The organism is Roseovarius tolerans (assembly GCF_900109855.1).
In the GTDB taxonomy this organism is placed as follows: Bacteria; Pseudomonadota; Alphaproteobacteria; order Rhodobacterales; family Rhodobacteraceae; genus Roseovarius; species Roseovarius tolerans.
On the sequence record NZ_FOBO01000001.1, the window covers coordinates 297410 to 318984 of the forward strand.

The window sequence follows — 21575 nt, forward strand, 5'->3', positions numbered from 1 at the left end:
GTGCCGTGTCCTCGGCCGGGTGGTGCTACATCGGCTGTGCATTTTCTCCATTGTAATTGCCGCCCGCAACGCATTAGTGTGAGATTGCGGTGACGGGTGCGATTTTTTGCCCCGACCACAAGAGATTCGCTGTTTCAGCCTCCTGCCGGACCGACAAATCCGCGAGGGCCGAACAGACCGATTGGGCCCCGGACCGGGGCTGCATACACGCCTGAAACCCCGACAAGGTGCCTCAGGCCTTGAATTGGCCCGCAAGGGCCGGAGAAGAAGAACCGCGATGAAGCGCGCGAGACTTTACAGCGTCATACAGGCAGGGACCACATGCGTCCCGCCCATGCGCACGCCCGCTATCGCCCCTATCAGACATCAGCCGCAACGCGCCGCTCCTCCGGGGGCGTGTGCCGCGCCGCGATGCATACGGAAAACATGGCCAAGAAAATGCTTATTGATGCCACCCACGCGGAGGAAACCCGCGTCGTGGTGGTCGACGGAAACAAGGTCGAGGAATTCGATTTCGAATCCGAGAACAAGCGCCAGCTTGCTGGCAACATCTATCTCGCAAAGGTAACCCGGGTCGAACCGTCACTGCAGGCGGCGTTCATCGATTACGGTGGCAACCGGCACGGTTTCCTCGCCTTTTCGGAAATCCACCCTGATTACTATCAGATTCCGGTCGCCGACCGCGAGGCGCTGATGGCCGAGGAAGAGGCGCTTGCGCAGGCTCAGCAGGAAGAAGAGGAAAAGCCCAAGCGCTCCTCTCGCTCCCGGTCGCGGTCGCGCGCGAAACCCAAGGCTGAAAAGACCGTCTCGGATGACGCGGTGACCACCGGTGACATCTCGGGGATGGAGACCATCGACCTCAACGAGGACGAGACCGAGGAGGAAGGCACGTCGCCGATGGAGCGCGTGGCCGAGACCCCGGTCGAGGAACCCGCCGAAGATTGCGCCGCAGAACAGGGTGCCGACAGCGCGACGTCCGAGGGCGACGAGGATGACGGGGATACCCGCGATCACGCCAGCCACGATGACAGTATCGAATCCGTCGCCGATGAGGATGACAGCGAGGACCTGCGCCCGGTGCGCAAGCCGCGCGCGCGGCGCTACAAGATCCAGGAGGTGATCAAGGTCCGCCAGATCATGCTCGTGCAGGTCGTCAAGGAAGAGCGCGGCAACAAGGGCGCTGCGCTGACCACGTATCTCAGCCTCGCCGGTCGTTACTGCGTACTGATGCCCAACACCGCGCGCGGTGGTGGCATTTCCCGCAAGATCACGCTGGCGGCCGACCGCAAGAAGCTCAAGGAGATCGCCACCGAGATCGACGTGCCCAAGGGCGCGGGCCTGATCATCCGCACGGCAGGCGCCAAGCGCACCAAGGCCGAGATCAAGCGCGATTACGAATATCTCCAGCGGCTGTGGGAGCAGATCCGCGAGTTGACGCTGAAATCCATCGCGCCCGCCAAGATCTACGAGGAAGGCAACCTGATCAAACGCTCGATCCGCGATCTCTATAACCGCGAGATCGACGAGGTTCTGGTCGAGGGGGAAATGGGCTACCGGATCGCCAAGGACTTCATGAAGATGATCATGCCGTCCCATGCGAAGAACGTTAAACACTATGTCGATCAGCAGCCGCTTTTCGCGCGCCATCAGGTCGAAAGCTACCTGAGCGGCATGTTCAATCCGACGGTGCAGCTCAAATCCGGCGGCTATATCGTGATCGGTGTGACCGAGGCGCTTGTCGCCATCGACGTCAACTCGGGTCGGGCCACCAAGGAAGGCTCGATCGAGGAAACCGCGACCAAGACCAACCTCGAGGCCGCCGACGAGGTTGCCCGTCAGTTGCGCCTGCGCGATCTTGCCGGGCTGATCGTGATCGACTTCATCGACATGGACGAACGGCGCAACAATGCGTCAGTCGAAAAGCGCATGAAGGAGCGGCTCAAAACCGACCGTGCCCGCATCCAGGTGGGGCGCATCTCGGGCTTTGGCCTGATGGAAATGTCGCGCCAGCGTCTGCGTCCCGGCATGATCGAGGCGACCACGCAGCCTTGCCCGACCTGCCATGGTACCGGCCTTATCCGCTCGGATGACAACCTTGCGCTGTCGATCCTGCGGCAGGTCGAGGAAGAAGGCGTGCGCCGCCGCTCGCGCGAGGTTCTGCTGAAATGCCCGGTGGGCATCGCCAACTACCTGATGAACCAGAAACGCGACCACGTGGCCCAGATCGAGGCGCGCTATGGCCTTTCCGTCCGGATTGAGGGCGATCCGACGCTGGTCAGCCCCGATTTCACGATGGAGAAGTTCAAGACCGCGACGCGCACCGTGCCCGAGCCCGATGCGGCGCAGTTCGTCTCTGCCGGGGCGGCGCTGATGGTCGAGATCGACGAGACCGAGGAGGACGTGATCGCCGACGAGGTGGAGCCCACGCCCGGGACCACTCCAGAAGCCAATGGCGATGACGACGACAAGCCCAAGAAAAAGCGCCGCCGCTCGCGCAGCCGTGGCCGCCGCAAGCCCAAGAATGGTGGCGAGGGGCAGCAGGAGAACGGCCAGACCGAGACCTCGGGTGAGGCTGGAGATCAGGGCCAGGAGACGCCGGTCGAGGCCAGTGGCGATAGCGCGGCACAGTCTGCCGCCGCCGAGACCGCCCCAGTTGCCGAACAGGCCGAGGCAGAGGCCCCCAAGCCGAAACCCAAACGCCCCAGCCGCTCGCGCAAGAAGGCACCGGCCAAGGCAGATGGCGACGCGGCCCCGGCAGACGCCGAGGCGACAGCAGAGGCCAAGCCCGAAGACATGGCTCAGGAAGATCCCAAGCCCAAGCCACGCTCGCGCTCTGTCTCGCGCAAGAAGAAAGAGCCCGAGGCGAGCCCGGTCGTGGAAGAGGTCGCCGCTGCGGCTGATCCCATCCCCGAGCCGGAACCGGCACCCGCGCCCGAGCCAGCGGCAGAGGTTCAGCCTCAACCGGAGCCCGCACCGCAGCCGGAGCCGACGCCCGAGCCGGTCGCGGAAGAGCCCGCCAAGGCCCCGGAGCCCGAGCCGGAAGCCGAAACCGTAACCGAAGATTCGGCACCGGCCAAGCCCAAGCGGCGCGGCTGGTGGTCACTGGGCGGTTAACGCCTCGCCCGGTCACGGTCCAAATGTGACAGTCGGACGCTGAAATCGACAAACGCCGCGCAACCCTCGTTGCGCGGCGTTTGTCTTGGGCCTCAGCCCGTCTTGCGGATGAGATAGGTCTGAACCCCGGCCTCGTCGCTGGACGAGATCAGCTCATGGCCGGATTCGGCGCAGAAATGCGGCACGTCGATCACCGCCGCCGGATCATCGGCGTAAAGCGCGATCAGCGCGCCCGCGTCCAATGATTTCAAGCGCTTACGCAGCTTGAGAACGGGTAGGGGGCACAGAAGGCCACAGGCGTCGAGGGTGTCATTCGGGGTCATGGCCGATCAGATAGCGGCCTTGTTACAGCCTGTCCACAAGGATGTGACCCTTTGCTGCGTGACGCGGCGGGGTGGACGGGTTATGTGTGACCCCATGTTCGGAATCGAAATCATAGACGCCGCTTTGCTGCCGGCCATGCTCGTGGCCTTAGTTGCTGGAATCATTTCGTTTTTAAGCCCCTGCGTGCTGCCCATCGTGCCGCCTTACCTCGCCTATATCAGCGGTGTCAGCCTCAATGACCTGACCGAGAGCGGCAGTCAACGCGCCCGTGCCGTGGTGCCCGCGTTGTTCTTTGTGCTGGGGCTGTCGACGGTGTTCCTGTTTCTGGGCTTCACCGCGTCGGCGATCGGCACGGTGTTCCTGCAATATCAAGGCTATTTCAACACGGTAGCGGGCATACTTGTGATGGCCTTCGGGGCGCATTTCGTGGGCGTCTACCGGTTCAAGTTTCTCGACCGTGAGGCGCGGCTTGATGCGGGCGACCGGGGCGGATCGTCCTTCGGGGCCTATATCCTTGGCCTCGCCTTCGCCTTTGGCTGGACGCCCTGCATCGGCCCGCAACTGGGCGCGATCCTGTCGCTTGCCGCCTCCGAGGCCAATGTCGCGCGCGGCACCTCGTTGCTGGCGGTCTATGCCATCGGGCTGGGGGTTCCGTTCATTCTTGTGGCCGCATTCCTGCCGCGCCTTCAATGGCTTATGGGCTGGATGAAGCGGCATATGGAACAGATCGAGCGGGTGATGGGCCTGCTGTTGTGGACCATCGGATTGCTGATGCTAACCGGCGGTTTCTCGGCGTTTTCCTTCTGGCTGCTGGAGACGTTCCCGGCCCTCGCCGTGCTTGGATAGCGCCTTACGCTTGCCCGATTTTCGCGCTAGGCTCTGGCCGACAAGAGGTTGGTCATGAGCAGCAACGCCCCCGTTAACGCAACTGTGCGATGCAGACGCGTGTTTTACATTCCGGGCTACGATCCGATCCCACCGCGCCGCTACCGCGAGCTTTATCGCAAGGAAAGCGCCGCGCAGGCGGGTATTTTCGGATATGAAATCAGTATCTTGCCGAGTGAAGCTAAGGCGCGGTTCGGCTGGGGCGTAAAGGCGGGCATGGATGGGGCCGAGGTTGAGACACAGGTCGAGGTGCTGGTCTGGTCCGACATCGTCAAGGACAGCATGGATCAGGGCATTCTTGCGACCTATGCGCAGCTGGTCCGCACCGCCGCCACCTATATCGGCACCGGCGCGCTGTTTCGACTGATGCGTTTGCGAAAAGGTCCGGTGATTGCGGCGCTTTACCCGGTGGGATTTCTGCTGACGCAGCTTGGTCTGGCGCTGCTGGCGGCGCGGATCATCGGGCAGGCTCTGGCTCTCTTGCATCCGCTGGCGGCCTGGGGCGGGCTGGTCGTGGTGCCGCTTATCCTCGAATGGTTCCGGCGGATGGATGGCCGGTTTTTTGCCTATTACCTGATGCATGACTACGCCTATTCGGCGCGGCATCTGGGGGCCAATCCGCCCGAGTTGGAGGCGCGGATGGCCGAATTTACCGCCGAGATTGCGCTGGCTTTACAAGGCGGTAGCGACGAGGTGTTGGTCGTTGGGCATTCTTCGGGCGCGCATCTGGGTGTGTCGATCCTCGCCGATCTGATCCGCGCCGGGCAGGTGCCTGTGGACGGCCCAGCGCTGTCGTTTCTCAGCCTCGGGCAGGTGGTGCCGATGGTGTCGTTTCTGCCGCGCGCACACCGGTTGCGCGCCGATCTGGCCTATCTGAGCACGCGCGAGGAACTCTTCTGGCTTGACGTGACCGCGCCGGGCGATGGCTGCGCCTTTGCGCTGTGTGATCCGGTCAGCGTGAGTGGCGTCGCGCCTGAGGGCAAGCGCTGGCCGCTGGTGATCTCGGCGGCGTTCACGCAAAGCTTGAGTGCCGAGCGGTGGCGCGCCCTGCGCTGGCGGTTTTTTCGGCTGCATTTTCAATATCTTTGCGCCTTTGACCGGCCCAAAGATTACGACTATTTCCGGATCACCGCAGGGCCGCAGACCCTTGCGCAACGCTTTACCGGGCGTCCCCCATCCAAAAGCCGGATCGAGCGGGCCACCTCGGGCCACACGAGCCTTGCGCCATGAGGCCGCCCAAGCCCCCCGCGCGGCCGGATCGTGTTTCACTGTGGCGCTACATGCGGCTCTTTCGGGCGGATCTGCTCTCGGCGCAGCCTGCGCGGCTCTACCGCGCGTGGATGGCCGAATTTCGCACGCCGTTCTTTCGCTCCTATCTCTGCAATCAGCCCGAACTGGTCGATCTGGTGCTGCGCGCGCGGCCCGACGATTTCCCGAAATCTGCGCGGGTGTCCGAAGGGTTGCGGCCGCTGCTGGGGCAGTCGGTATTCGTCACCAATGGCGAGACATGGAAGCGGCAGCGGCGCATCATTGACCCGGCCTTCGAGGGCGGGCGGCTGCGTGATACCTTTGCGGCGATGGTCAGGGCCGGGCAGGGCGCGGTGGCGCGGCTGGCCCCGCTGGCCGATGGCACCCCGCGCGATATCGAGCCGCAGACGAGCCACGCCGCCGCCGACGTGATCTTTCGCACGCTGTTCTCGATCCCGATCGAGAACGAGACCGCGAGCGCGGTGTTCGAGCAGTTCAAGGCGCATCAGCGCACGCAGCCGGTGCTGAACCTCGCGGCCTTTGTGCCACTGCCGCGCTGGTTTCCGCGCTTTCACAGCCGGAAAACGCGAGAGACCGCGCGCAGCATCCGCGCGCTGATCACGCAGCTGACGGCGCAGCGCATGGGCGAAATCGAAGCCGGGACCGCGCCTGACGATCTGGCCACCAAGATCATGACCACCGCCGACCCCGAAACCGGCGCGCGGTTCGACACGCAGGAAATGGTCGATCAGGTGGCGATCTTTTTTCTTGCGGGGCATGAGACGAGTGCGTCGGCATTGGCCTGGGCGCTTTACCTTTTGGCGCTCTACCCTGACTGGCAGGAGCGGCTTGCCGAGGAGGCCGAGGCGGTATTCGGCACCCGCGCGCCCGAGTTCTCCGACATGTCGCGGCTGCGCGTGGCGCGGGATGTGTTTCGCGAGACGCTGCGGCTTTATCCGCCTGTGCCGATGATGGTGCGCGAGAGCACGTGCCCCGAACGCTTTCGCAATCGCGACATCAAACCGGGCGCGCAGGTGGTGATCAGCCCCTGGCACCTGCACCGGCATGAACGGCTGTGGGACAATCCCGACGGCTTTGACCCGGCGCGCTATGGGACCGAGAATGGCAAGACCTGCCTGCGTACCGCCTATATCCCGTTCTCCGCCGGGCAGCGGGTCTGCACCGGGGCGGGGTTTGCGATGATCGAGGGGCCGCTCCTCTTGGCGATGCTGGTGCGGGCCTATCGCTTTGATGCGGTGCCGGACCGCCCCGCAATGCCGGTGGCGCATCTGACGGTGCGCGGGCGCGACGGTATCTGGCTGTCGATTTCGCCGCGCTGACCCCTTTGCAAGCCCGGCCAAAGCCCCTATGTAAGGGGTGTTCCCGGCAACGGGGACTATGGACATAAACGCGCTCGTAATAAGCGGATCGGACCCGGGGGCGGTACCCGGCGGCTCCACCAATCATCCTTCATTTGGGGATCATGGGGCCGAAACAGGATCGACGAACGTCTAAAGGGGTTATGCTTTGTCCCGGTGAGGTACCACCGTTATCGGTCCGAAACGTACAGTTGCAAATGACAACCGTGCTCCGGTCGCCGTTGCTGCGTAAGCAGTAACGAGACCGAAACTTAAGCCCTTGCGCCTAGCCGCGTAAGGCGGGGTTCGCAGGCACCTGGCAACAGAAGCCTGCACTTATCTTCCATTCTGTTAAGCATCTGTTTTCCTACTCTTTTTTGTTTACAGTTTCTCAGTGTTTTACAGTTTTGTCCTGCTTGCGTTCCAGTAGGTCGCGCAGAACCGCCTGACCGCCCGCCTTCCGATCAGCATATCGGCTGTAGCGTTCGATCATCTCGACCGACATTCCCACCATGTCGCTGATCTGTTGGCCGGTGTACCCGTCCTGCCTGAGCCGGATCACGGCATTGGCGCGCAGCCCGTGCCAGACCGCACCTTCAAGTTCGGGAAAATCCTCGCGCGCCTTGTCGAAGATTTTCCACATTTGATTCGTGGTGACGGGCTTTCCGGCGTTCTTGCCGGTTTCCTGCAAGAGGAACGGGCCGGGCCGCTTTTCCCAACTGTGCATCTCGGCTTCAAGTTCGCGGAAGATCGGACACCACGGCTGCACGCCGGTTTTCTTCTGAGGAAGGTTGAACCCGCCCTCGTCGATATCTGTCCAGCCCAGCCGCACCACATCGCTGATCCGCTGCCCGGTCCAACGTCCCAAGAGATAGGCGCGGCGCAGGGTGCCGGTGAAATGCTCATCGGCAATTTTCAACTGTTCAGGCGTCCAGGGCCGATGCCCCTCGCCCTTGTCGAAGTGCGGAACACCCTGTGTAGGGTCACGCTCCAGCATCTCGCGTGGACCCATCGCCCAGCGACACATTGCGCGCAGCGCGTCCAGCGTGTTGTTCGCCGTGCCCGGTCGATCCGCGCCGATCTTCTCGATCAGGGCCAAGACGTGCGACGGGCGCAGGCTGGCCGCTGGCAGATCGCCCCATGCGGTGCGGACATGCTTGAGGTGACGCCTGTATTGATCTTGCGTGCCTTTGGTTAGCTTGCGCGGCAGACCAGGCCATGCCGTTTCATAAGCGTTGATCAGCGCGCCTATCGTGTCGGTCGGGACCGGGCCGACCAATCCCTGCGCCTGTCTGATCGCGTTCCAAAACTCGGGCGTGGTCGGATCGTTCGGCAGACGGATGCGCTCACCCGCGTGCGGCGTGCTTCGCCCCGTCTGGAAGTAGAAATACTCGCGCCCGCGAGACACGACGACATGGACATGACGTGGAAGGGAAACCTTAGACATTTCCCACCCCCTGCATGAATGGATCAGCCTCTGCCGCTGTATTGGTCGCGGCAAGGGACGCATCGACCTGCGCCCAACTCCACCGAACGGACCCACCCACCCTGACCGGCTTAGGCAGGACGCCACGCTGGACCAGCGCGTCAACGGTTGACTCGGAAACATCCAACTCAGCCGCCAGCGTCGCCTTGCTGACGTAGGAAGGTGGCCGATCACCAAGGATGACGCGCCGGTTGGTCATCACTGATCCACCCCTGCCACGAAACGGCCAATCTCAGCGATAGTTGTGTTTCCAAAGCTTCGAACCGTATTCAGATCACCGGTGCGCAGCAGGACATTCTTGCTTGAAGAATGGCGGTCACGCATTTCGGACCGGCCTTCGTCAGTGACATTGCGGAGGTCGTATTGGATCGACCTACCGCCGTATTTTTGGGCTTCATAATACAATTCCCCGTCAACTGATTTCCCTTTGATAGTCAGGGAAAATATTTCGTTTGGGGATTCAAAAGAAAATATGAAGTCAAGACGTTCAACCTGCAAAACAGGTTTCTTCTCGGCTTCGTCGGTCGGGTCGGTGCTGTATCGAGCACCACCCATAAAGCCGATCATCCCTTGCAACAGATCAACAAAGGAATGGCTGCCGGGCAAGTTGCACACTTGGGAAATGCCCATACGATCCATTTTCCAAATAGGGGACGTTTCGTAGAGGTCACGCTCAGAACCCACAGGCTCACTGTCCCACCCGCGATAATAATGGGAAAAGGCAGTGCCGCTTGCCGCGCGGGCAATTAAGTCAGCCGCGCCCTTAACTGTATCGCAACCACAAATTGCAGTGATCAGGATTGCGGCGTCCCGGTCAGTGACCGTTGCCGCACTGCGCCCACGCCCGCCCTTTGTAACTAGACCATGCTCACGCAGAACGCGCCAAGCGTTTGCAACGCTGGCGTCCTCAAGCCCTAAAGTATGGGCTACTTTTTTGGTCAGTTGTCCGGGTGTTGGCATGTTTTGTCTACCTCTCTTCCATTGGTATAGCACCCCAATGGGGATAAGCGCAAGCCCATTGGTGTTCGGGTCCGATGAAACTTCTTGCGAGCTGATCCTCAACAAGTTATCAATTTCGCAGACGGTCTTTAGAAAGGAAGAAAATGACGCGCGATGACAGACCCATGAAGGGCGAACAGCTTGCAAATATCTTGGACCAGTTGGCAGAGATTTCTGCGATTGCTTTCTCTCTCAAGTATGAGTTGGAGCCGCTTACCCCAGAGGACATTCAAGCGGGGGCCGAACCATTGTCCCAAGATCAAATCCAAGGATCATTGGATAAGATTCAATCCATGATAACGATGCTCGCAATGATCGATCTCAAGGCAACTCGTGAAGAATGGTATGCGGCAAACAACGGCGTGCAATAATACACGTTGTCGATAGTGGCCTATTCTTTCCAATCCACCAGCTTTAACGCCTCGGACGGATCAACACCGGCCTCTTTCGCCAGCGCCATCGTCTGCACAATCGCGCCAAGCGCCCGCGCACGGCCACCAGCGTCGAAAGCCTGCATCGGGCGCATCACGTCCAGCGTGACAGGCTGGCCCAGCTTTTCAGACGCCTCTTGTCCGATCATCGCGGCAATCGGCATTAGCCCCCATTGGGCAAGGTGGCGCTGCGCCTCGCGAACCATCGGGCCGGTTGTGCTGATATTGCTCAGACCGGGCAGAACACCGAACACCATCTCGATACTGGACCGCGATGCCGCCAAGGTTTCCTTTGTCATCGCCCGGCTCAGATCGGGCGACACATCGCTTGGCTTCAAATCAGTCTGAGGTGCAGGCCCGCCCGCCGCCGTCACGTTGACGGACTCGCGCACCAGCATTTTGCCCCGGAACCCACGGAACCCACGGGCCAGATCGCTCATGTCCTGATCGGGTGCCTCGGGGAACGGAATGACAGACGATCCAAGCGGCGCGTTGGCGTAAACTTCGCTCAAGGCGGTCTCGACAATCTGCAATAGGCCAGCCGTCAACCGCGCCCGCCGCAATGGCGATTGTCCGACATAGGGCATAGACACATCGGACCCAATCCGCAGATGCAGAACCTCGCCAGCAAGGACGGTTTCAGTCTTGCCGCCGCCGGTATCAGCGATGCCGACGCGGTAGGCCGTGGGCTTGGAATAGCGTGTGGTCAAATCCCAATCCGAACACGGCAACAGCCCATCCTCTCGGATCACAAAGACAGCTTCCCCGCGCAACGCCAGAGAGCGCCCAGCAAGCGCCAGCATGGCAGGGGTCAACATGTCGGTGCCGTCCACATCTGAAAGGCTCAGACCGCCCTCCCAGAGGCTTACACAGCCTTGCACCGTGCCAGTGAGTTCGGCAACGCCATCAACGCCGCCGATATAATCGGCCCGCGCCTGCATCACTTGCGTGGTGTAGCCGGTGCCACTGGACCGCGTTTCGGTCTCAGGTTCTTTTCGTTTGAATGGCCACATATTCAAGCCCTCCGATAATTGCGCAGCAGATCGCCAGCGCCTGAATTTTGCAACGCCTTGGCGACCCACGCCGGGTTTCGATCCATCGCTTCCTTGATCGGCCCGATCTCCACGGAAGTTCGGGACGCCCCCGCCGTGCCCGGATCATCTGCCAGGTATTCCGCAAGCCGCCGGAACGCCTCAGAGACGGGCGCAGGCACATCACCCGCGCCAACCTGCGCCGTGATCCGATAGGTGCCATCACGCGGCAGACAGACGCCCAGAGGCCCGTCCAGCAGCGTCAGGGCCTCCCATGCCGCGCCGTCCCAGACATGCGCCACACGCGACACCACAGGCGCAAGACGCGGGTTGAATTGATCGCCACCGCCGCCCATCAACGTCCACACCACTTCCCGCACTGTGAAGCGGTGCGCGGTGTAGGCTTCAATCCGTGCCCAGATCATCGCAGCATCAAGCGCCGCCGCTGCCGTAGACAGGCCAGCGGGTGCCGTTGGGTATTCAGCCGGGACCGCCTCAAATTGTTTGATCAGATCAATCATCAGCGATACCTCGCAATCAACTGCCGCTTGGGAAGGAACACACGGGCCTGAGGGGGTTGCGACCAATTCCGCGCCTCGACTTGCGCCTCGGGATATGCGGGCCGCGTCACGACGCTCATTTCATACAAAAGCGCCTGCAAAACCGTCCTGATAATGGCGTTGTGTTCGCCGTTCTCAGGATCGCTGCCCTCATCCTCGATCCGCTCAGGCTCAGGCACCGCCCGCTTGGGTGGCAACCGGAACCCCGGCGATATGCCGACAGTCAGCCCCGCCGCGATACCTGCCAGAATATCCTTCACATAGGACACCTCTTGCATTTCCGGCGTGATCGTCGCGGTGAAGGACAGCGCATCGTCACTGTCCGCAAGATCCAGCGTTCCCGCGCCACGGCTGGCCAAAGGCTTGTCAAAGCTATGCCCCACCAGAAAATGAATGTCCTCTTTTGGATCATCCACGCGATAGGCGAATGCGCGGGATGCAATCGCCTCTTTTCTTGGCCTGCCGGAACGGCCCCCATCACTGAGGACCGCCCGCTTGTTATATGGAAAGCGGCCTTGCAGCGCCAATGCGCCGGATGCCCGTTTGCGTAATTCCAGACCGCCGCTATGACCGCCCCAGAGCATTACTGGATACCTGTCAGGACGCGGGTTTGAACCGCGCGGCTGATTGTGGTGTCCATGGTGGACAATGCAGTCAGGCGCAGGCCACCGGATTGCGCATCTGCATACGGGTCACGGATCAGATCGACCGCCCCCCACAGGCCCACGAACACCGGCGCAACACCGCCCGCAGAGGTTGTCAGCAGCGCCTTGCTTTCCAGCGGATCACCAGCCGGGGCAGGCAAGGCGTTGTGCGACATGACAACCGTGCTGATGTATTTCGTCAGCCGCTCCCACTCGGTCACTGCCGTGCCGCTGATGAACGCGCCATCCATCGCGTCCCAGACCTCAGGACGGATTAACAGGCGCACCGCGCCGGGACCGGTTGCCGCATTGGCCGTCATGAACGCCACAACCTCAGTGCGGATAGCCGCCCAGGACGCCGCTGCGCTCAGATCGGTTTCAGCAATGCCCCAAGCCGCCGCGCCGGTGAAGACGCCGGTAGGCTCGCCGCTGGACCCCGAGCCGTTGAAAATGGCACGATCCATCTCTTGTTGCATCGCGCCCGCCATGTCGCGGCGAATGGCTTGCTCAAGAGCAGCGCCGGATTGCAGCAGCGTCTTGCGGCTGATCCGCATCTGGATGCCCAACGTGTGATCAGGCTTCAACGGGCGGTCCAGCGTCGTGTAGGCAGACGGCCCGGGCACGTTGGCCAGTTCGGTTGCCTGCCAACCCGCAGAGATTGCCGACGTGGTGACAGGGGTTTCCTGTCCGCCGGTGCCGATATTGATCATCTGGACGCCCATCTGCGCCGCGACAGACGCCGGGAACAAACGCTCGATCAGGGGACGGGTAACAATCGGATCAGGGGTGCCGCTGGCAATGGTTTCGCCCGCACGGGTTTCAAGCGCCGCGTAGGGCACGGGAATGCCGCGATAGCCGCCTTGCGACCGCAGTTCCGTGACGATCTCCGCCGTCTGGCCAGACAGGGCACGGCCTTCGTCCAGAGACAGCGCGACTTGGCGCATCTCGAAACCGGACATGACCTCATTCCACTCTTTTTCGGAACGGGTTTCGAGTTCGCCTTTGGCTTCGGTGCGTTGTTCGTCCTCAGACACCAGTGCAGCGCGATACTGCACCTCTTTGGCCCGATACTCTGTATCCAGATCAGTCATTTTGCGGGTTTCATCCGCAGACGGGGTTTCGATGTTCGCCAGTTCCGACAGGTTTTGACGGATTTCAGACCGGCGAAGTTCCAGTTTCTTAGAAGTCAGCATGATTGTTTTCCTTATGCTCGTGGGGGTTACGCTGCATTTCGCGCAGCAGGTCACGCCATTGCTGGCGTTTTGGGGTTAGAGGCGTATGCCCCACCTCAATTCGGGTTTTGCGGGCATGGCAGGCACCGCAAAGCATCTGTAAATTTGACAGGGTGTAAGACAGTTCAGGGTGTGTCTTGACCGGCAGAACGTGATCACATTCCAGCCAGTGACGTGTGCCACACTGGACACAGGCCCAGCCGTCACGGTCAAGCGCCTGCATCCGCAGGGCCTTCCAACGCGGGCCGCGCGTCACCTTGGCGCTATGCCGCTTGTATTCGTTGCGCAGCTTGCTCATCGCCGCACCTGCAATTCGTAGCAAATCACAACGCCATCCGGCCCCAGGACGCCGACGCGGTGGATGCCATAGTTGACCCCGCCGATTGTCAGCGTGTCGGACGTGTTCGGGGCAACACCCGCCGTCATGAACACCCGCAGGTCATCGCCCGCGATGGACAGACCGGCAATTTCCTCAATCGTGTAATTCGTCACCGCGACTGTCACGGAATGATTAACCGGCGCACCGGGAACAGGTGCCCATGGCGGGCCGGATGGTGCGCCCGGTTTTGTAAGTGTTGCCGCCTGCCCGAACCGGGCAATCAGCCGCGTGGCCGTTGAAGTCATCCCCATGCGATGCGCCCTCCTTTATGTTGTGGCCTGCCCATGATCCGCGCGCCCTCAGCAACCGCCAGGACAGCGGCACAAGCGGCGTCGATCCGGCCCATCGACCGGCCCTTGACGATCTTGGAATTTCCGGCCGGATCAATGAACACCGCCGCCTCACCTATGGCGTGACGCAACAGCAGACTTTCGGAAACGTGCAGGTTGCCGTCGAATATGAAGCGGCGGAAACGCTCCACGTCTTCGCTGCCGTCTTTGAACCCCATGCCGCGCCAGATCACCGGCGCGCGGTTGCCGATCTCTGCCAGCGCGTCACCGATCTCGGATTGTTTGAACCGATCACAGACAATCGCCGCGACCGTCTCGCCCTCGACGTGACCGACAACCCGGCGCAGCCATTGCGCCAGCGGGACGGTTTTCTGCCCCATCAACGCCAGCTCGCCGCGCTTGTGCATCTGCGAATAAAGATCACCGACAGCATCCGCCTGCCCACGGGCCTCAAGTGTCGGGATCGTGCCGAACGCGCCCCAGGCTTCCAGCCGCCCCGTGTCTGGCCAGAGATAGGCCACGGCGCTCATGGATGCCGACTGGCCCTGATCCAGCCCGATCACAACCGGCCCGCGCCGGGGTGGCAGATCGTCGGTTTCGCATTGCAGCCATTCGTTCAAATCAAGCAGTGCATCCCGGTTGTCCTCAGACACCCGTTCATTGCGAGACAGCAGCCGGAACCGCGACAGGGCGGAACCACCGCGGGCCAAGGCCAGCGCCGCGTCCTCTTTCAACCGCGTCATCGTCGGGCCGATGCCATGCCGTGAACCGGGGTTGGCAATCGCCAGACTGTCCACATCATCAACAGGAAGGTTCGGTGTCGGGCGGTGTTCTTGGCGGTAGACGCCGGGTGCATCCCGATCCAGCCACAGCGAGAACGGGTGCATGTCATTGCTGGCACTGGTGGATATAATCAGCGCCTTGCCGTCGCGCTTTGAAAGGCCCGTCAACAGCGCCGCTTCCAGTTCGTCCCCTTGGGCAATGGGCCAGTGCCCGCGCTCATCCAGCACCGCCAGCGTCGGGCTGGACCCAAGCGCAGACTTGCCGTCAGCAGAGATTGCCTTGATCAGGTGCGGGCCGTTGTGGTCGTCATACTGGATTTCAAAACGGGGTTGCCGCCGGATCGTGATCCGCTTCTGCACATCGTCGGGCAGGGTGGCGATAAATGACGCGCAATAATTCCAAGCTATTTTTGCTTGCTCTTGAGTTCGGGCCGCGATGATCACCTCACGCTCAGGCGCGTCCGACCATGCGCCCAGCAATTCACCGGCGCAGAGCATGGCCGAGACCGCCGACTTGCCGTTGCCGCGACCGATGGACAGGCACGCCACGTTCACCCCGTCAGCGAACGCCCCGTCGATGAAACGATTTTGATATGGTGCCAGCTTGACCGCACGCCCTGCCAGCCGCCCCGTGGGGACCGTCAGGGACTTGCAGAACCGCTTGACTTGGGTGGACCGCTTCATTCCTGCCACCGGGCCGTGTGTGTGGAATGAAGACCCAGCCCCCCGACCCCCCGGGGGTTATTGAAAGGGGGCATTGGGACCATCGACGGCGCGGCACGGATGCGTTCCAGTAATTTACTGACGCAGTGACGCAATGAACCAAGAGGGGCGGTAGCGCCCCAAGGGCTACCAACCCCCCCTTTTATATGGCTTTGTGTAAGAACAGGGGGTTGGAACGGGGTTGGAACGACTATGGCAGGGGGTTGGAAATATGTCATTGTGCCGCCCTCATGATGAATGAACGGCGCTTAGACGGCGGGCCATCCTCACTGATTGTGATTGTCTTGCGGGCGAACAGGCTGGACATGGCCGTGCGGAATGCACGTTGGGTGCAGCCCTCATTGTCAGGATGCTCTGCGAACAGCTTGGGCGCATAATTGCGTCCGCCAGATTGCGACACGCGCACACCGGTCTCGATGTGCTGATCCAGTAGCTGAAGGAATACCCGCTCACCCTTGGCACCCACTGCCAGCGCCTCAAACCCCGTGGGCCACGCCTGAGCGACGAACACACCGGCCTGCCATCTGACATTGATCTCACCACCGATGCGCCCATAATTGGCCTTCATCGTGGTCAGCACCCGCGCGTCCGGGTCAGCCTCATAGCCGTTGTCACTGATCCGAGACAGATAGAGCCGCGACCGCACAGAGTTGTTCCATGCCGTCGATCCTGACGTGCCCGTGCCGCTGTTGAGGCCGGTCAAAGACGGGTGCGCAAGTAGCATGACGGCACAATTACGCTTGAGCGCCAGACCGCGCAGGATGCCCACGAATTGCCGCACCTTGGCCCGGTCGTTCTCATTGGCGGGATACACGTCTGCCAAGGTGTCGATCACGATCAGCGCCGGGGTATCCTCAGCCGCCCGCGCGTCCAGTTCCTCGAACAGCGCCGTCTTCATTAAGGCGAGTTGGCTATCGACAGCTAAGAGCGCATCCTCGCCCGCCAGTGAACGCAATGTGAGGCCCGCCAGGGCGCTATAGCTGCACCCCTCAGCCCGCAAAATATCGTCAACGCGACGGTGCAATTCGTCGTCGTCGTCTTCGGCGCTGATATAAATCACCCGGCCTTTCGATACCGGATTGCCGATCCATGCCCGCTCGGTCGATACCGCGACCGCCAGTTGCAGGGCCAGCAGGCTCTTGCCCGTGCCCCCGTCGCCGCTGAACAGCGTTACCGTCTTTTGAGGCACAAGACCGTCCACCAGCCATTGCCGGGCCGGGACGGCTTTCCCGTTGAGCGATGCAGCCGAATAGAATTGGCTTTCCCGATTTGGTTCCGATTGAATGATTGTCGGGCCGGACGCTGGCAGGGGCGTCATCCCGGCAGGGACGTATGATCCGCGCGGTGGAATCCGTGCCAGCCAGTCGCCGTCACCCGGCCCTCGCGGCGCATCATAAAGCTGGATCAGCGCCGCCGGTGTGCCGCCCATATCCAGCCAATCGGACACGTCGCCTTTCTCGGGCAGATTGGGCAGGTCCACGATACGATGATCAATCCCACGCGCCACCAGCGTATTCGCCACCTGTGCAGCATGGTTTCGGCCCGCGTCGTCGTTGTCGGGCAGAATGCAGACGCGCCGTCCCTTGAGGTGATCGGAAAATTCGGGAAGCCATTTTCCAGCGCCGCCTGAATTGGTTGTCGCCACCAACCCCAAAGCCGCCAGACGATCCGCGTCCTTCTCGCCCTCGACGATGTAAACCACAGATGTCGGATCAGCCGCCCGCAATTCGGGCAGACGATACGGCACGCGCCGCACGCCTTTGATCGACCATGACCCATCCGCCGCCTGTTGCTTGAATCTCTTTGGCTCAGACCGGATGACACGGTAGAGCAGCGTCCCGTGTTCGTCGCGGTAATCCCACGTCCCGGCGTTATCTGGCGCGATATGGCCCCGCTCTGTACACCACCGCGCCGCGTCGGCCCGCGTTCCGCCTTGCTCGCGGGCCACAAAGTCGAAAACGCCGCCGCCGTCCTTGGCCTCATGGTCATACCATGTGTCGTCGGCCTTTTTGATCGACATGCTGCCATGCGTGCCGAAACGCATGTTGCCAGGCGACGACAGGCTGTGGTTCGGCTCGCCCAGCAGATCAAGCGCCACGCGCTCGATCAGGCCGGTTTCGTTCACAGTGTCCCTCATCAGCGCACCCCCTCGGGGCAGGAAGCGCCGTAATGGTCGGCAAACGCCTGAGCATGGAATCTAGCAATACCGCGTCCGCCGTAGGCCAAGACGCGCAGCAAATGGAACACGTCATCTTCAATCAGAACGATGTGCCAGCCATCGGGCTTTTCGTCGACGATAACCGTCCGCCCTTGCATGATGATGCCGGGTGTCGTATTGTGCAGGGGAGTGTTTTGAACAGCATTATTGACCCCGGTTGCGCCCGCCAGCGCGCCGGGGTTTTCTTTTGTCTTGGGGGTCAGAACGGTTTTACAGTCACATGTTTCGTTCTGGCCTTGTTCGGCTTCTGTCCGGTTTCCGCTGTAAATCGCATCCGCTTGATATCCAACGGAACCTTGCGAATGCTGCGGAAGCCTGCACTTTCCCCTTATCATATCGTGCTACGCGTCATGGAACTTTGACTTGCGCAAGGCGGACGTGCGGGTCACAAACCGGCATGAGCGCGCCGCCCCTCTCCGAGATTTTCCGCAGTTTCCTGCGCATCGGCCTTTTGTCCTTTGGCGGGCCGGCGGCGCAGATTTCGATGATGCATGCCGAACTGGTGGAGCGTCGAGGCTGGCTGGAGGAGCGGCAATTCCTTGGCGCGCTGTCGTTCTGCATGCTGCTGCCGGGCCCGGAGGCGATGCAGCTGGCGACCTATGCGGGCTGGCGGCTGCGGGGTGTGCCGGGGGGGCTGATCGCGGGGCTGTTGTTCGTGGTGCCGGGCGCGCTGGTGATCCTGGCGCTCGGGCTGGGCTATGCGCTCTATGGCGGGGTGCCGCTGGTGCAGGCGCTGTTTGTCGGGATCAAGGCGGCCGTGGTGGCGATTGTGTTGCAGGCGCTTTTGAACCTCGCCCGCAAATCACTGCAGGACCGGGCAAGCTGGGGTCTGGCCGGGCTCGCCTTTGTGGCGATGTTCGTGCTGTCGGTGCCCTTTCCCATCATCATCGCTGCGGCGGCGCTCTGGGGGTATCTGAGCGCGCGCGGAGAGGCCGAGACAGCCATCCCCGCGCCCGCCGTGCCCCTGCGCGGCACGCTGATGACCGTTGCCACCTGGGGCGCGCTCTGGGCCGCGCCGGTGCTGGTGGCGTGGGCGGCGGGGGCCACGTTCCTGACCGATCTGGCGCTCTTTTTCAGCAAGCTGGCGGTGGTGACCTTTGGCGGGGCCTATGCGGTGCTGGCCTATATGACCGAGACGGTGGTGGTGACCAAGGGCTGGTTGAGCACGGCGCAGATGATCGACGCGCTCGGGCTGGCGGAGACGACGCCGGGGCCGCTGATCTTGGTGACCGAGTTTGTGGGCCTGCTGGCGGGCTATGCGCAGGGCGGGGTGGGCATGGCCGTGCTGGCGGCGCTGCTGACGCTGTGGGTTACGTTTACGCCCTGTTTTCTATGGATATTCACTGGTGCGCCCTATATCGAGCAGATCCTGGCAAGGCCCCGCCTCAAGGGGGCCTTGGCCGGGATTTCGGCGGCCGTGGTGGGTGTGATCCTGAACCTTTCGGTCTGGTTCGCGCTGCATGTGCTGTTTGGCCGGGTGCGCGAGACGGCGTTTGGCCCGGTGCCGGATTGGGGGACATTCAGCCCGCTCAGCCTTGGTTTCGTGCTGCTGGCGGCGGCGCTGTTGCTGGGCGCGCGGCTGTCGATGGTCCGGGTTCTGGCGCTGCTTGCGGTGCTCGCGGGGGCGTGGCATCTATTGATCTGAGGGGCACATTGCGGGTCTTTTGTTTTGTCCCGAATCCCCTATGCTGATCCTTGTAACTCTCCCGAGGTAAAGAATGTCGCGCTCGATCGATTACGGAAACCTGATGCATCGCGCCATGCGTGGCCTCATTCAGGAGGTTCTGACCGACGTGCAGATGAACGGGCTGCCCGGCGCGCATCACTTCTTCATCACGTTTGATACCACCCACCCCAAGGCGGAACTCGCCGATTGGTTGCGCGACCGCTACCCGTCCGAGATGACGGTGGTCATGCAGCATTGGTATGACGGGCTGGAGGTGACGGATGACGGGTTCAGCGTCACGCTGAATTTCGGCGATGCGCCGGAGCGGCTCTATGTGCCCTATGACGCGATCCAGACCTTTGTCGATCCGTCGGTGGAATTTGGCCTGCGCTTCGAGACGCAGGAGGTTGAGGACGACGGCGACGAGGAGGATGCCGACGATCTGGAGGCCGAGGACGACACGCCCACCGAGGCGGATGTGGTCAGTCTGGACAGCTTTCGGAAATAGGGCGGGGTCGTCGCTGCGCTCACCGGTATTCCATTGTATACAGTATTGATCTTTTGCCCGGCTTCGCTATGAACGGGGCAAACCGTCAAGGAGATCCCGCAATGACCGCCACCCGCACCGAATCCGACAGTTTCGGCCCTCTCGAAGTGCCCGCCGATAAATACTGGGGCGCGCAGACACAGCGCTCGATCATGAATTTCCCGATCGGCTGGGAGAAGCAGCCGGTGGCCATCGTGCGCGCCCTTGGTGTGATCAAGCAGGCCTGCGCGCAGGCCAACAAGGCGTCAGGCAAGCTCGATGTGCGGCTCGCGGATGCGATCATTCAGGCGGCGGGCGAGGTGATCGAGGGCAAGTTCGACGACAATTTCCCGCTGGTGGTTTGGCAGACGGGGTCTGGCACGCAATCCAACATGAATTCCAACGAGGTGATCGCCAACCGCGCGATCGAGATCCTTGGTGGCGAGATCGGCTCGAAGGACCCGGTGCATCCCAACGATCACTGCAACATGGGGCAGTCCTCGAACGACACCTTCCCCACGGCCATGCATATCGCCACCGCGATGAGCGTGCGTGATGTGCTGCTGCCGGGGCTGGACAAGCTGGCGTCGGGGCTCGAATCCAAGTCCGCCGAGTTCAAGGATATCATCAAGATCGGCCGCACCCATACGCAGGACGCCACGCCGCTGACGCTGGGGCAGGAGTTTTCGGGCTACACGCACCAGGTCCGGCAGGGGATCGCGCGGGTGCAGGCCTGCATGCCCGGCATTTACGAGTTGGCGCAGGGCGGCACCGCCGTGGGCACCGGACTCAACACCGCGCATGGCTGGGGCGAGACGGTCGCGGCCAACATGGCCGAGATCACGGGCTTGCCCTTCGTGACAGCCCCCAACAAGTTCGAGGCGCTCGCGGCGCATGACGCGATGGTGTTCCTGTCGGGGGCGCTCGCCACGGTGGCGGGCTCTTGCTACAAGATCGCCAATGATATCCGGTTTCTGGGGAGCGGGCCGCGCTCGGGTCTGGGCGAATTGATCCTGCCAGAGAACGAGCCGGGCAGCAGCATCATGCCCGGCAAGGTCAACCCGACGCAGGCCGAGGCGCTGACGCAAGTTGCGGCCCATGTCATGGGCAATGACGCGGCGATCAAGTTCGCAGGCTCCCAGGGGCATTTTGAGCTCAACGTCTACAACCCGATGATGGCCTATAACCTGTTGCAATCCATACAGCTTCTGGGCGATGCCACCGACAGTTTTACCGAGCGGATGCTGATGGGCATCGAAGCCAACGAGCCGCGCATTGAGAAGCTGATGACGGAGTCGCTGATGCTGGTGACGGCGCTCGCGCCCACCATCGGCTATGACAATGCCACCAAGGTCGCCAAGACCGCGCACAAGAACGGCACCACGCTGAAGGAAGAGGCGATCGCGCTCGGCTTTGTGGATGCGGAGACCTTTGACCGCGTGGTGCGCCCCGAAGACATGATCGGCCCGAAATGAGCGACAGGCCGGTCAATCTGAACCGGGTGCGCAAGGATAAGGCGCGGGCTGTGAACAAAGCCCGCGCCGACGAGAACGCCACGCGCTTCGGGCGCACCAAGGCGCAGAAGACCCTTGAAGAGACGCAAGCCGAACAGGCGCGCAGCATCCTTGACCTTCACCGCCGGGACAAAGACTGATGCAGGGTTCATCTTGCGACAAATA

Annotated in this window: 21 protein-coding genes and 1 other RNA gene; 10 read left to right on the forward strand and 12 right to left on the reverse strand. The window is 62.1% G+C overall.

Annotated features, from left to right (window positions below; translation table 11 throughout):
- The first annotated feature begins 426 nt into the window (after nt 1–426).
- On the forward strand, nt 427–3114 hold the full coding sequence (locus BMX04_RS01505) for an Rne/Rng family ribonuclease (protein WP_074784709.1): 2688 nt from the start codon (nt 427–429) through the stop codon (nt 3112–3114).
- Nucleotides 3115–3206: 92 nt separating this feature from the next.
- Here BMX04_RS01505 and BMX04_RS01510 read toward each other — a convergent pair whose 3' ends face one another.
- A complete protein-coding gene (locus tag BMX04_RS01510; protein ID WP_074784609.1) occupies nt 3207–3437 on the reverse strand; it encodes a sulfurtransferase TusA family protein in 231 nt (76 codons plus the stop codon).
- Between the two features lie 94 nt (nt 3438–3531).
- Between BMX04_RS01510 and BMX04_RS01515 the strand changes: the two genes are divergently transcribed.
- From BMX04_RS01515 to ssrA, 4 genes are all read left to right on the forward strand, one after another.
- Complete coding sequence (locus BMX04_RS01515; protein ID WP_074784610.1) at nt 3532–4284, forward strand: cytochrome c biogenesis CcdA family protein; 753 nt, start codon at nt 3532–3534, stop codon at nt 4282–4284.
- Between the two features lie 54 nt (nt 4285–4338).
- Nucleotides 4339–5553, forward strand: a complete 1215-nt coding sequence (locus BMX04_RS01520) for a hypothetical protein (protein WP_074784611.1) — start codon at nt 4339–4341, stop codon at nt 5551–5553.
- The gene (locus tag BMX04_RS01525) at nt 5550–6911 is read left to right on the forward strand and encodes a cytochrome P450 (protein ID WP_074784612.1); all 1362 of its coding nucleotides are present in this window, start codon (nt 5550–5552) and stop codon (nt 6909–6911) included. The genes BMX04_RS01520 and BMX04_RS01525 overlap by 4 nt, the downstream gene beginning before the upstream one ends.
- Nucleotides 6912–7266, forward strand: a transfer-messenger RNA (tmRNA) gene (ssrA, locus tag BMX04_RS01530).
- A 54-nt stretch (nt 7267–7320) separates the two neighbouring features.
- Here ssrA and BMX04_RS01535 read toward each other — a convergent pair.
- Nucleotides 7321–8376 (reverse strand): tyrosine-type recombinase/integrase, encoded by a 1056-nt coding sequence (locus BMX04_RS01535; protein WP_083398044.1) that lies wholly within the window; start codon nt 8374–8376, stop codon nt 7321–7323.
- 237 nt (nt 8377–8613) lie between these two features.
- Complete coding sequence (locus BMX04_RS18970; RefSeq protein ID WP_139194460.1) at nt 8614–9375, reverse strand: hypothetical protein; 762 nt, start codon at nt 9373–9375, stop codon at nt 8614–8616.
- Between the two features lie 143 nt (nt 9376–9518).
- Here BMX04_RS18970 and BMX04_RS01550 point away from each other — a divergent pair, with 143 nt between their 5' ends.
- A complete protein-coding gene (locus tag BMX04_RS01550; protein WP_074784615.1) occupies nt 9519–9785 on the forward strand; it encodes a hypothetical protein in 267 nt (88 codons plus the stop codon).
- A 20-nt stretch (nt 9786–9805) separates the two neighbouring features.
- Here the strand turns inward: BMX04_RS01550 and BMX04_RS01555 are convergent, their stop codons facing one another.
- The 9 genes from BMX04_RS01555 to BMX04_RS18975 form a co-directional block, all read right to left on the reverse strand.
- The gene (locus tag BMX04_RS01555; protein ID WP_074784616.1) at nt 9806–10858 is read right to left on the reverse strand and encodes a phage portal protein; all 1053 of its coding nucleotides are present in this window, start codon (nt 10856–10858) and stop codon (nt 9806–9808) included.
- A gap of 2 nt (nt 10859–10860) precedes the next feature.
- Nucleotides 10861–11397 (reverse strand): hypothetical protein, encoded by a 537-nt coding sequence (locus BMX04_RS01560; RefSeq protein ID WP_074784617.1) that lies wholly within the window; start codon nt 11395–11397, stop codon nt 10861–10863.
- Nucleotides 11397–11879 (reverse strand): HK97 family phage prohead protease, encoded by a 483-nt coding sequence (locus BMX04_RS01565; RefSeq protein WP_276325606.1) that lies wholly within the window; start codon nt 11877–11879, stop codon nt 11397–11399. Before BMX04_RS01565 ends, BMX04_RS01560 begins: the two co-directional genes overlap by 1 nt.
- Nucleotides 11880–12019: 140 nt before the next feature.
- Nucleotides 12020–13273, reverse strand: a complete 1254-nt coding sequence (locus BMX04_RS01570; RefSeq protein WP_074784619.1) for a phage major capsid protein — start codon at nt 13271–13273, stop codon at nt 12020–12022.
- Complete coding sequence (locus tag BMX04_RS01575; protein ID WP_074784620.1) at nt 13260–13610, reverse strand: HNH endonuclease; 351 nt, start codon at nt 13608–13610, stop codon at nt 13260–13262. The genes BMX04_RS01570 and BMX04_RS01575 overlap by 14 nt, the downstream gene beginning before the upstream one ends.
- Complete coding sequence (locus tag BMX04_RS01580) at nt 13607–13942, reverse strand: hypothetical protein (RefSeq protein WP_074784621.1); 336 nt, start codon at nt 13940–13942, stop codon at nt 13607–13609. Before BMX04_RS01580 ends, BMX04_RS01575 begins: the two co-directional genes overlap by 4 nt.
- Nucleotides 13933–15447 carry a terminase TerL endonuclease subunit gene (locus tag BMX04_RS01585; protein WP_074784623.1) on the reverse strand — a complete coding sequence of 505 codons (1515 nt, stop codon included), beginning with the start codon at nt 15445–15447 and terminating at the stop codon, nt 13933–13935. The genes BMX04_RS01580 and BMX04_RS01585 overlap by 10 nt, the downstream gene beginning before the upstream one ends.
- Before the next feature lie 253 nt (nt 15448–15700).
- Nucleotides 15701–17623, reverse strand: coding sequence for an AAA family ATPase (locus BMX04_RS19595; protein ID WP_244888449.1), 1923 nt, complete (start codon nt 17621–17623; stop codon nt 15701–15703).
- Nucleotides 17623–18039 carry a hypothetical protein gene (locus BMX04_RS18975; RefSeq protein ID WP_139194461.1) on the reverse strand — a complete coding sequence of 139 codons (417 nt, stop codon included), beginning with the start codon at nt 18037–18039 and terminating at the stop codon, nt 17623–17625. The genes BMX04_RS19595 and BMX04_RS18975 overlap by 1 nt, the downstream gene beginning before the upstream one ends.
- Nucleotides 18040–18101: 62 nt before the next feature.
- On the opposite strand from BMX04_RS18975, the gene chrA reads away from it, so the two are divergent.
- From chrA to BMX04_RS01615, 4 genes are all read left to right on the forward strand, one after another.
- Nucleotides 18102–19349 (forward strand): chromate efflux transporter, encoded by a 1248-nt coding sequence (gene chrA / locus BMX04_RS01600; RefSeq protein WP_074784627.1) that lies wholly within the window; start codon nt 18102–18104, stop codon nt 19347–19349.
- 73 nt (nt 19350–19422) lie between these two features.
- Complete coding sequence (locus BMX04_RS01605; RefSeq protein WP_050662403.1) at nt 19423–19878, forward strand: SspB family protein; 456 nt, start codon at nt 19423–19425, stop codon at nt 19876–19878.
- 101 nt (nt 19879–19979) lie between these two features.
- On the forward strand, nt 19980–21371 hold the full coding sequence (gene fumC, locus BMX04_RS01610) for a class II fumarate hydratase (protein ID WP_074784629.1): 1392 nt from the start codon (nt 19980–19982) through the stop codon (nt 21369–21371).
- Complete coding sequence (locus BMX04_RS01615; protein ID WP_074784631.1) at nt 21368–21550, forward strand: DUF4169 family protein; 183 nt, start codon at nt 21368–21370, stop codon at nt 21548–21550. The genes fumC and BMX04_RS01615 overlap by 4 nt, the downstream gene beginning before the upstream one ends.
- The last annotated feature ends 25 nt before the right edge of the window (nt 21551–21575 follow it).

Excerpts from the sequence above, each read along its gene's own strand:
- BMX04_RS01505 (WP_074784709.1), top strand. The coding sequence starts at position 427 with ATGGCCAAGAAAATGCTTATTGATGCCACCCACGCGGAGGAAACCCGC.
- BMX04_RS01510 (WP_074784609.1), bottom strand. The coding sequence starts at position 3,437 with ATGACCCCGAATGACACCCTCGACGCCTGTGGCCTTCTGTGCCCCCTA.
- BMX04_RS01515 (WP_074784610.1), top strand. The coding sequence starts at position 3,532 with ATGTTCGGAATCGAAATCATAGACGCCGCTTTGCTGCCGGCCATGCTC.
- BMX04_RS01520 (WP_074784611.1), top strand. The coding sequence starts at position 4,339 with ATGAGCAGCAACGCCCCCGTTAACGCAACTGTGCGATGCAGACGCGTG.
- BMX04_RS01525 (WP_074784612.1), top strand. The coding sequence starts at position 5,550 with ATGAGGCCGCCCAAGCCCCCCGCGCGGCCGGATCGTGTTTCACTGTGG.
- BMX04_RS01535 (WP_083398044.1), bottom strand. The coding sequence starts at position 8,376 with ATGTCTAAGGTTTCCCTTCCACGTCATGTCCATGTCGTCGTGTCTCGC.
- BMX04_RS18970 (WP_139194460.1), bottom strand. The coding sequence starts at position 9,375 with ATGCCAACACCCGGACAACTGACCAAAAAAGTAGCCCATACTTTAGGG.
- BMX04_RS01550 (WP_074784615.1), top strand. The coding sequence starts at position 9,519 with ATGACGCGCGATGACAGACCCATGAAGGGCGAACAGCTTGCAAATATC.
- BMX04_RS01555 (WP_074784616.1), bottom strand. The coding sequence starts at position 10,858 with ATGTGGCCATTCAAACGAAAAGAACCTGAGACCGAAACGCGGTCCAGT.
- BMX04_RS01560 (WP_074784617.1), bottom strand. The coding sequence starts at position 11,397 with ATGATTGATCTGATCAAACAATTTGAGGCGGTCCCGGCTGAATACCCA.
- BMX04_RS01570 (WP_074784619.1), bottom strand. The coding sequence starts at position 13,273 with ATGCTGACTTCTAAGAAACTGGAACTTCGCCGGTCTGAAATCCGTCAA.
- BMX04_RS01575 (WP_074784620.1), bottom strand. The coding sequence starts at position 13,610 with ATGAGCAAGCTGCGCAACGAATACAAGCGGCATAGCGCCAAGGTGACG.
- BMX04_RS01580 (WP_074784621.1), bottom strand. The coding sequence starts at position 13,942 with ATGGGGATGACTTCAACGGCCACGCGGCTGATTGCCCGGTTCGGGCAG.
- BMX04_RS01585 (WP_074784623.1), bottom strand. The coding sequence starts at position 15,447 with ATGAAGCGGTCCACCCAAGTCAAGCGGTTCTGCAAGTCCCTGACGGTC.
- BMX04_RS19595 (WP_244888449.1), bottom strand. The coding sequence starts at position 17,623 with ATGAGGGACACTGTGAACGAAACCGGCCTGATCGAGCGCGTGGCGCTT.
- BMX04_RS18975 (WP_139194461.1), bottom strand. The coding sequence starts at position 18,039 with ATGATAAGGGGAAAGTGCAGGCTTCCGCAGCATTCGCAAGGTTCCGTT.
- chrA (WP_074784627.1), top strand. The coding sequence starts at position 18,102 with ATGAGCGCGCCGCCCCTCTCCGAGATTTTCCGCAGTTTCCTGCGCATC.
- BMX04_RS01605 (WP_050662403.1), top strand. The coding sequence starts at position 19,423 with ATGTCGCGCTCGATCGATTACGGAAACCTGATGCATCGCGCCATGCGT.
- fumC (WP_074784629.1), top strand. The coding sequence starts at position 19,980 with ATGACCGCCACCCGCACCGAATCCGACAGTTTCGGCCCTCTCGAAGTG.
- BMX04_RS01615 (WP_074784631.1), top strand. The coding sequence starts at position 21,368 with ATGAGCGACAGGCCGGTCAATCTGAACCGGGTGCGCAAGGATAAGGCG.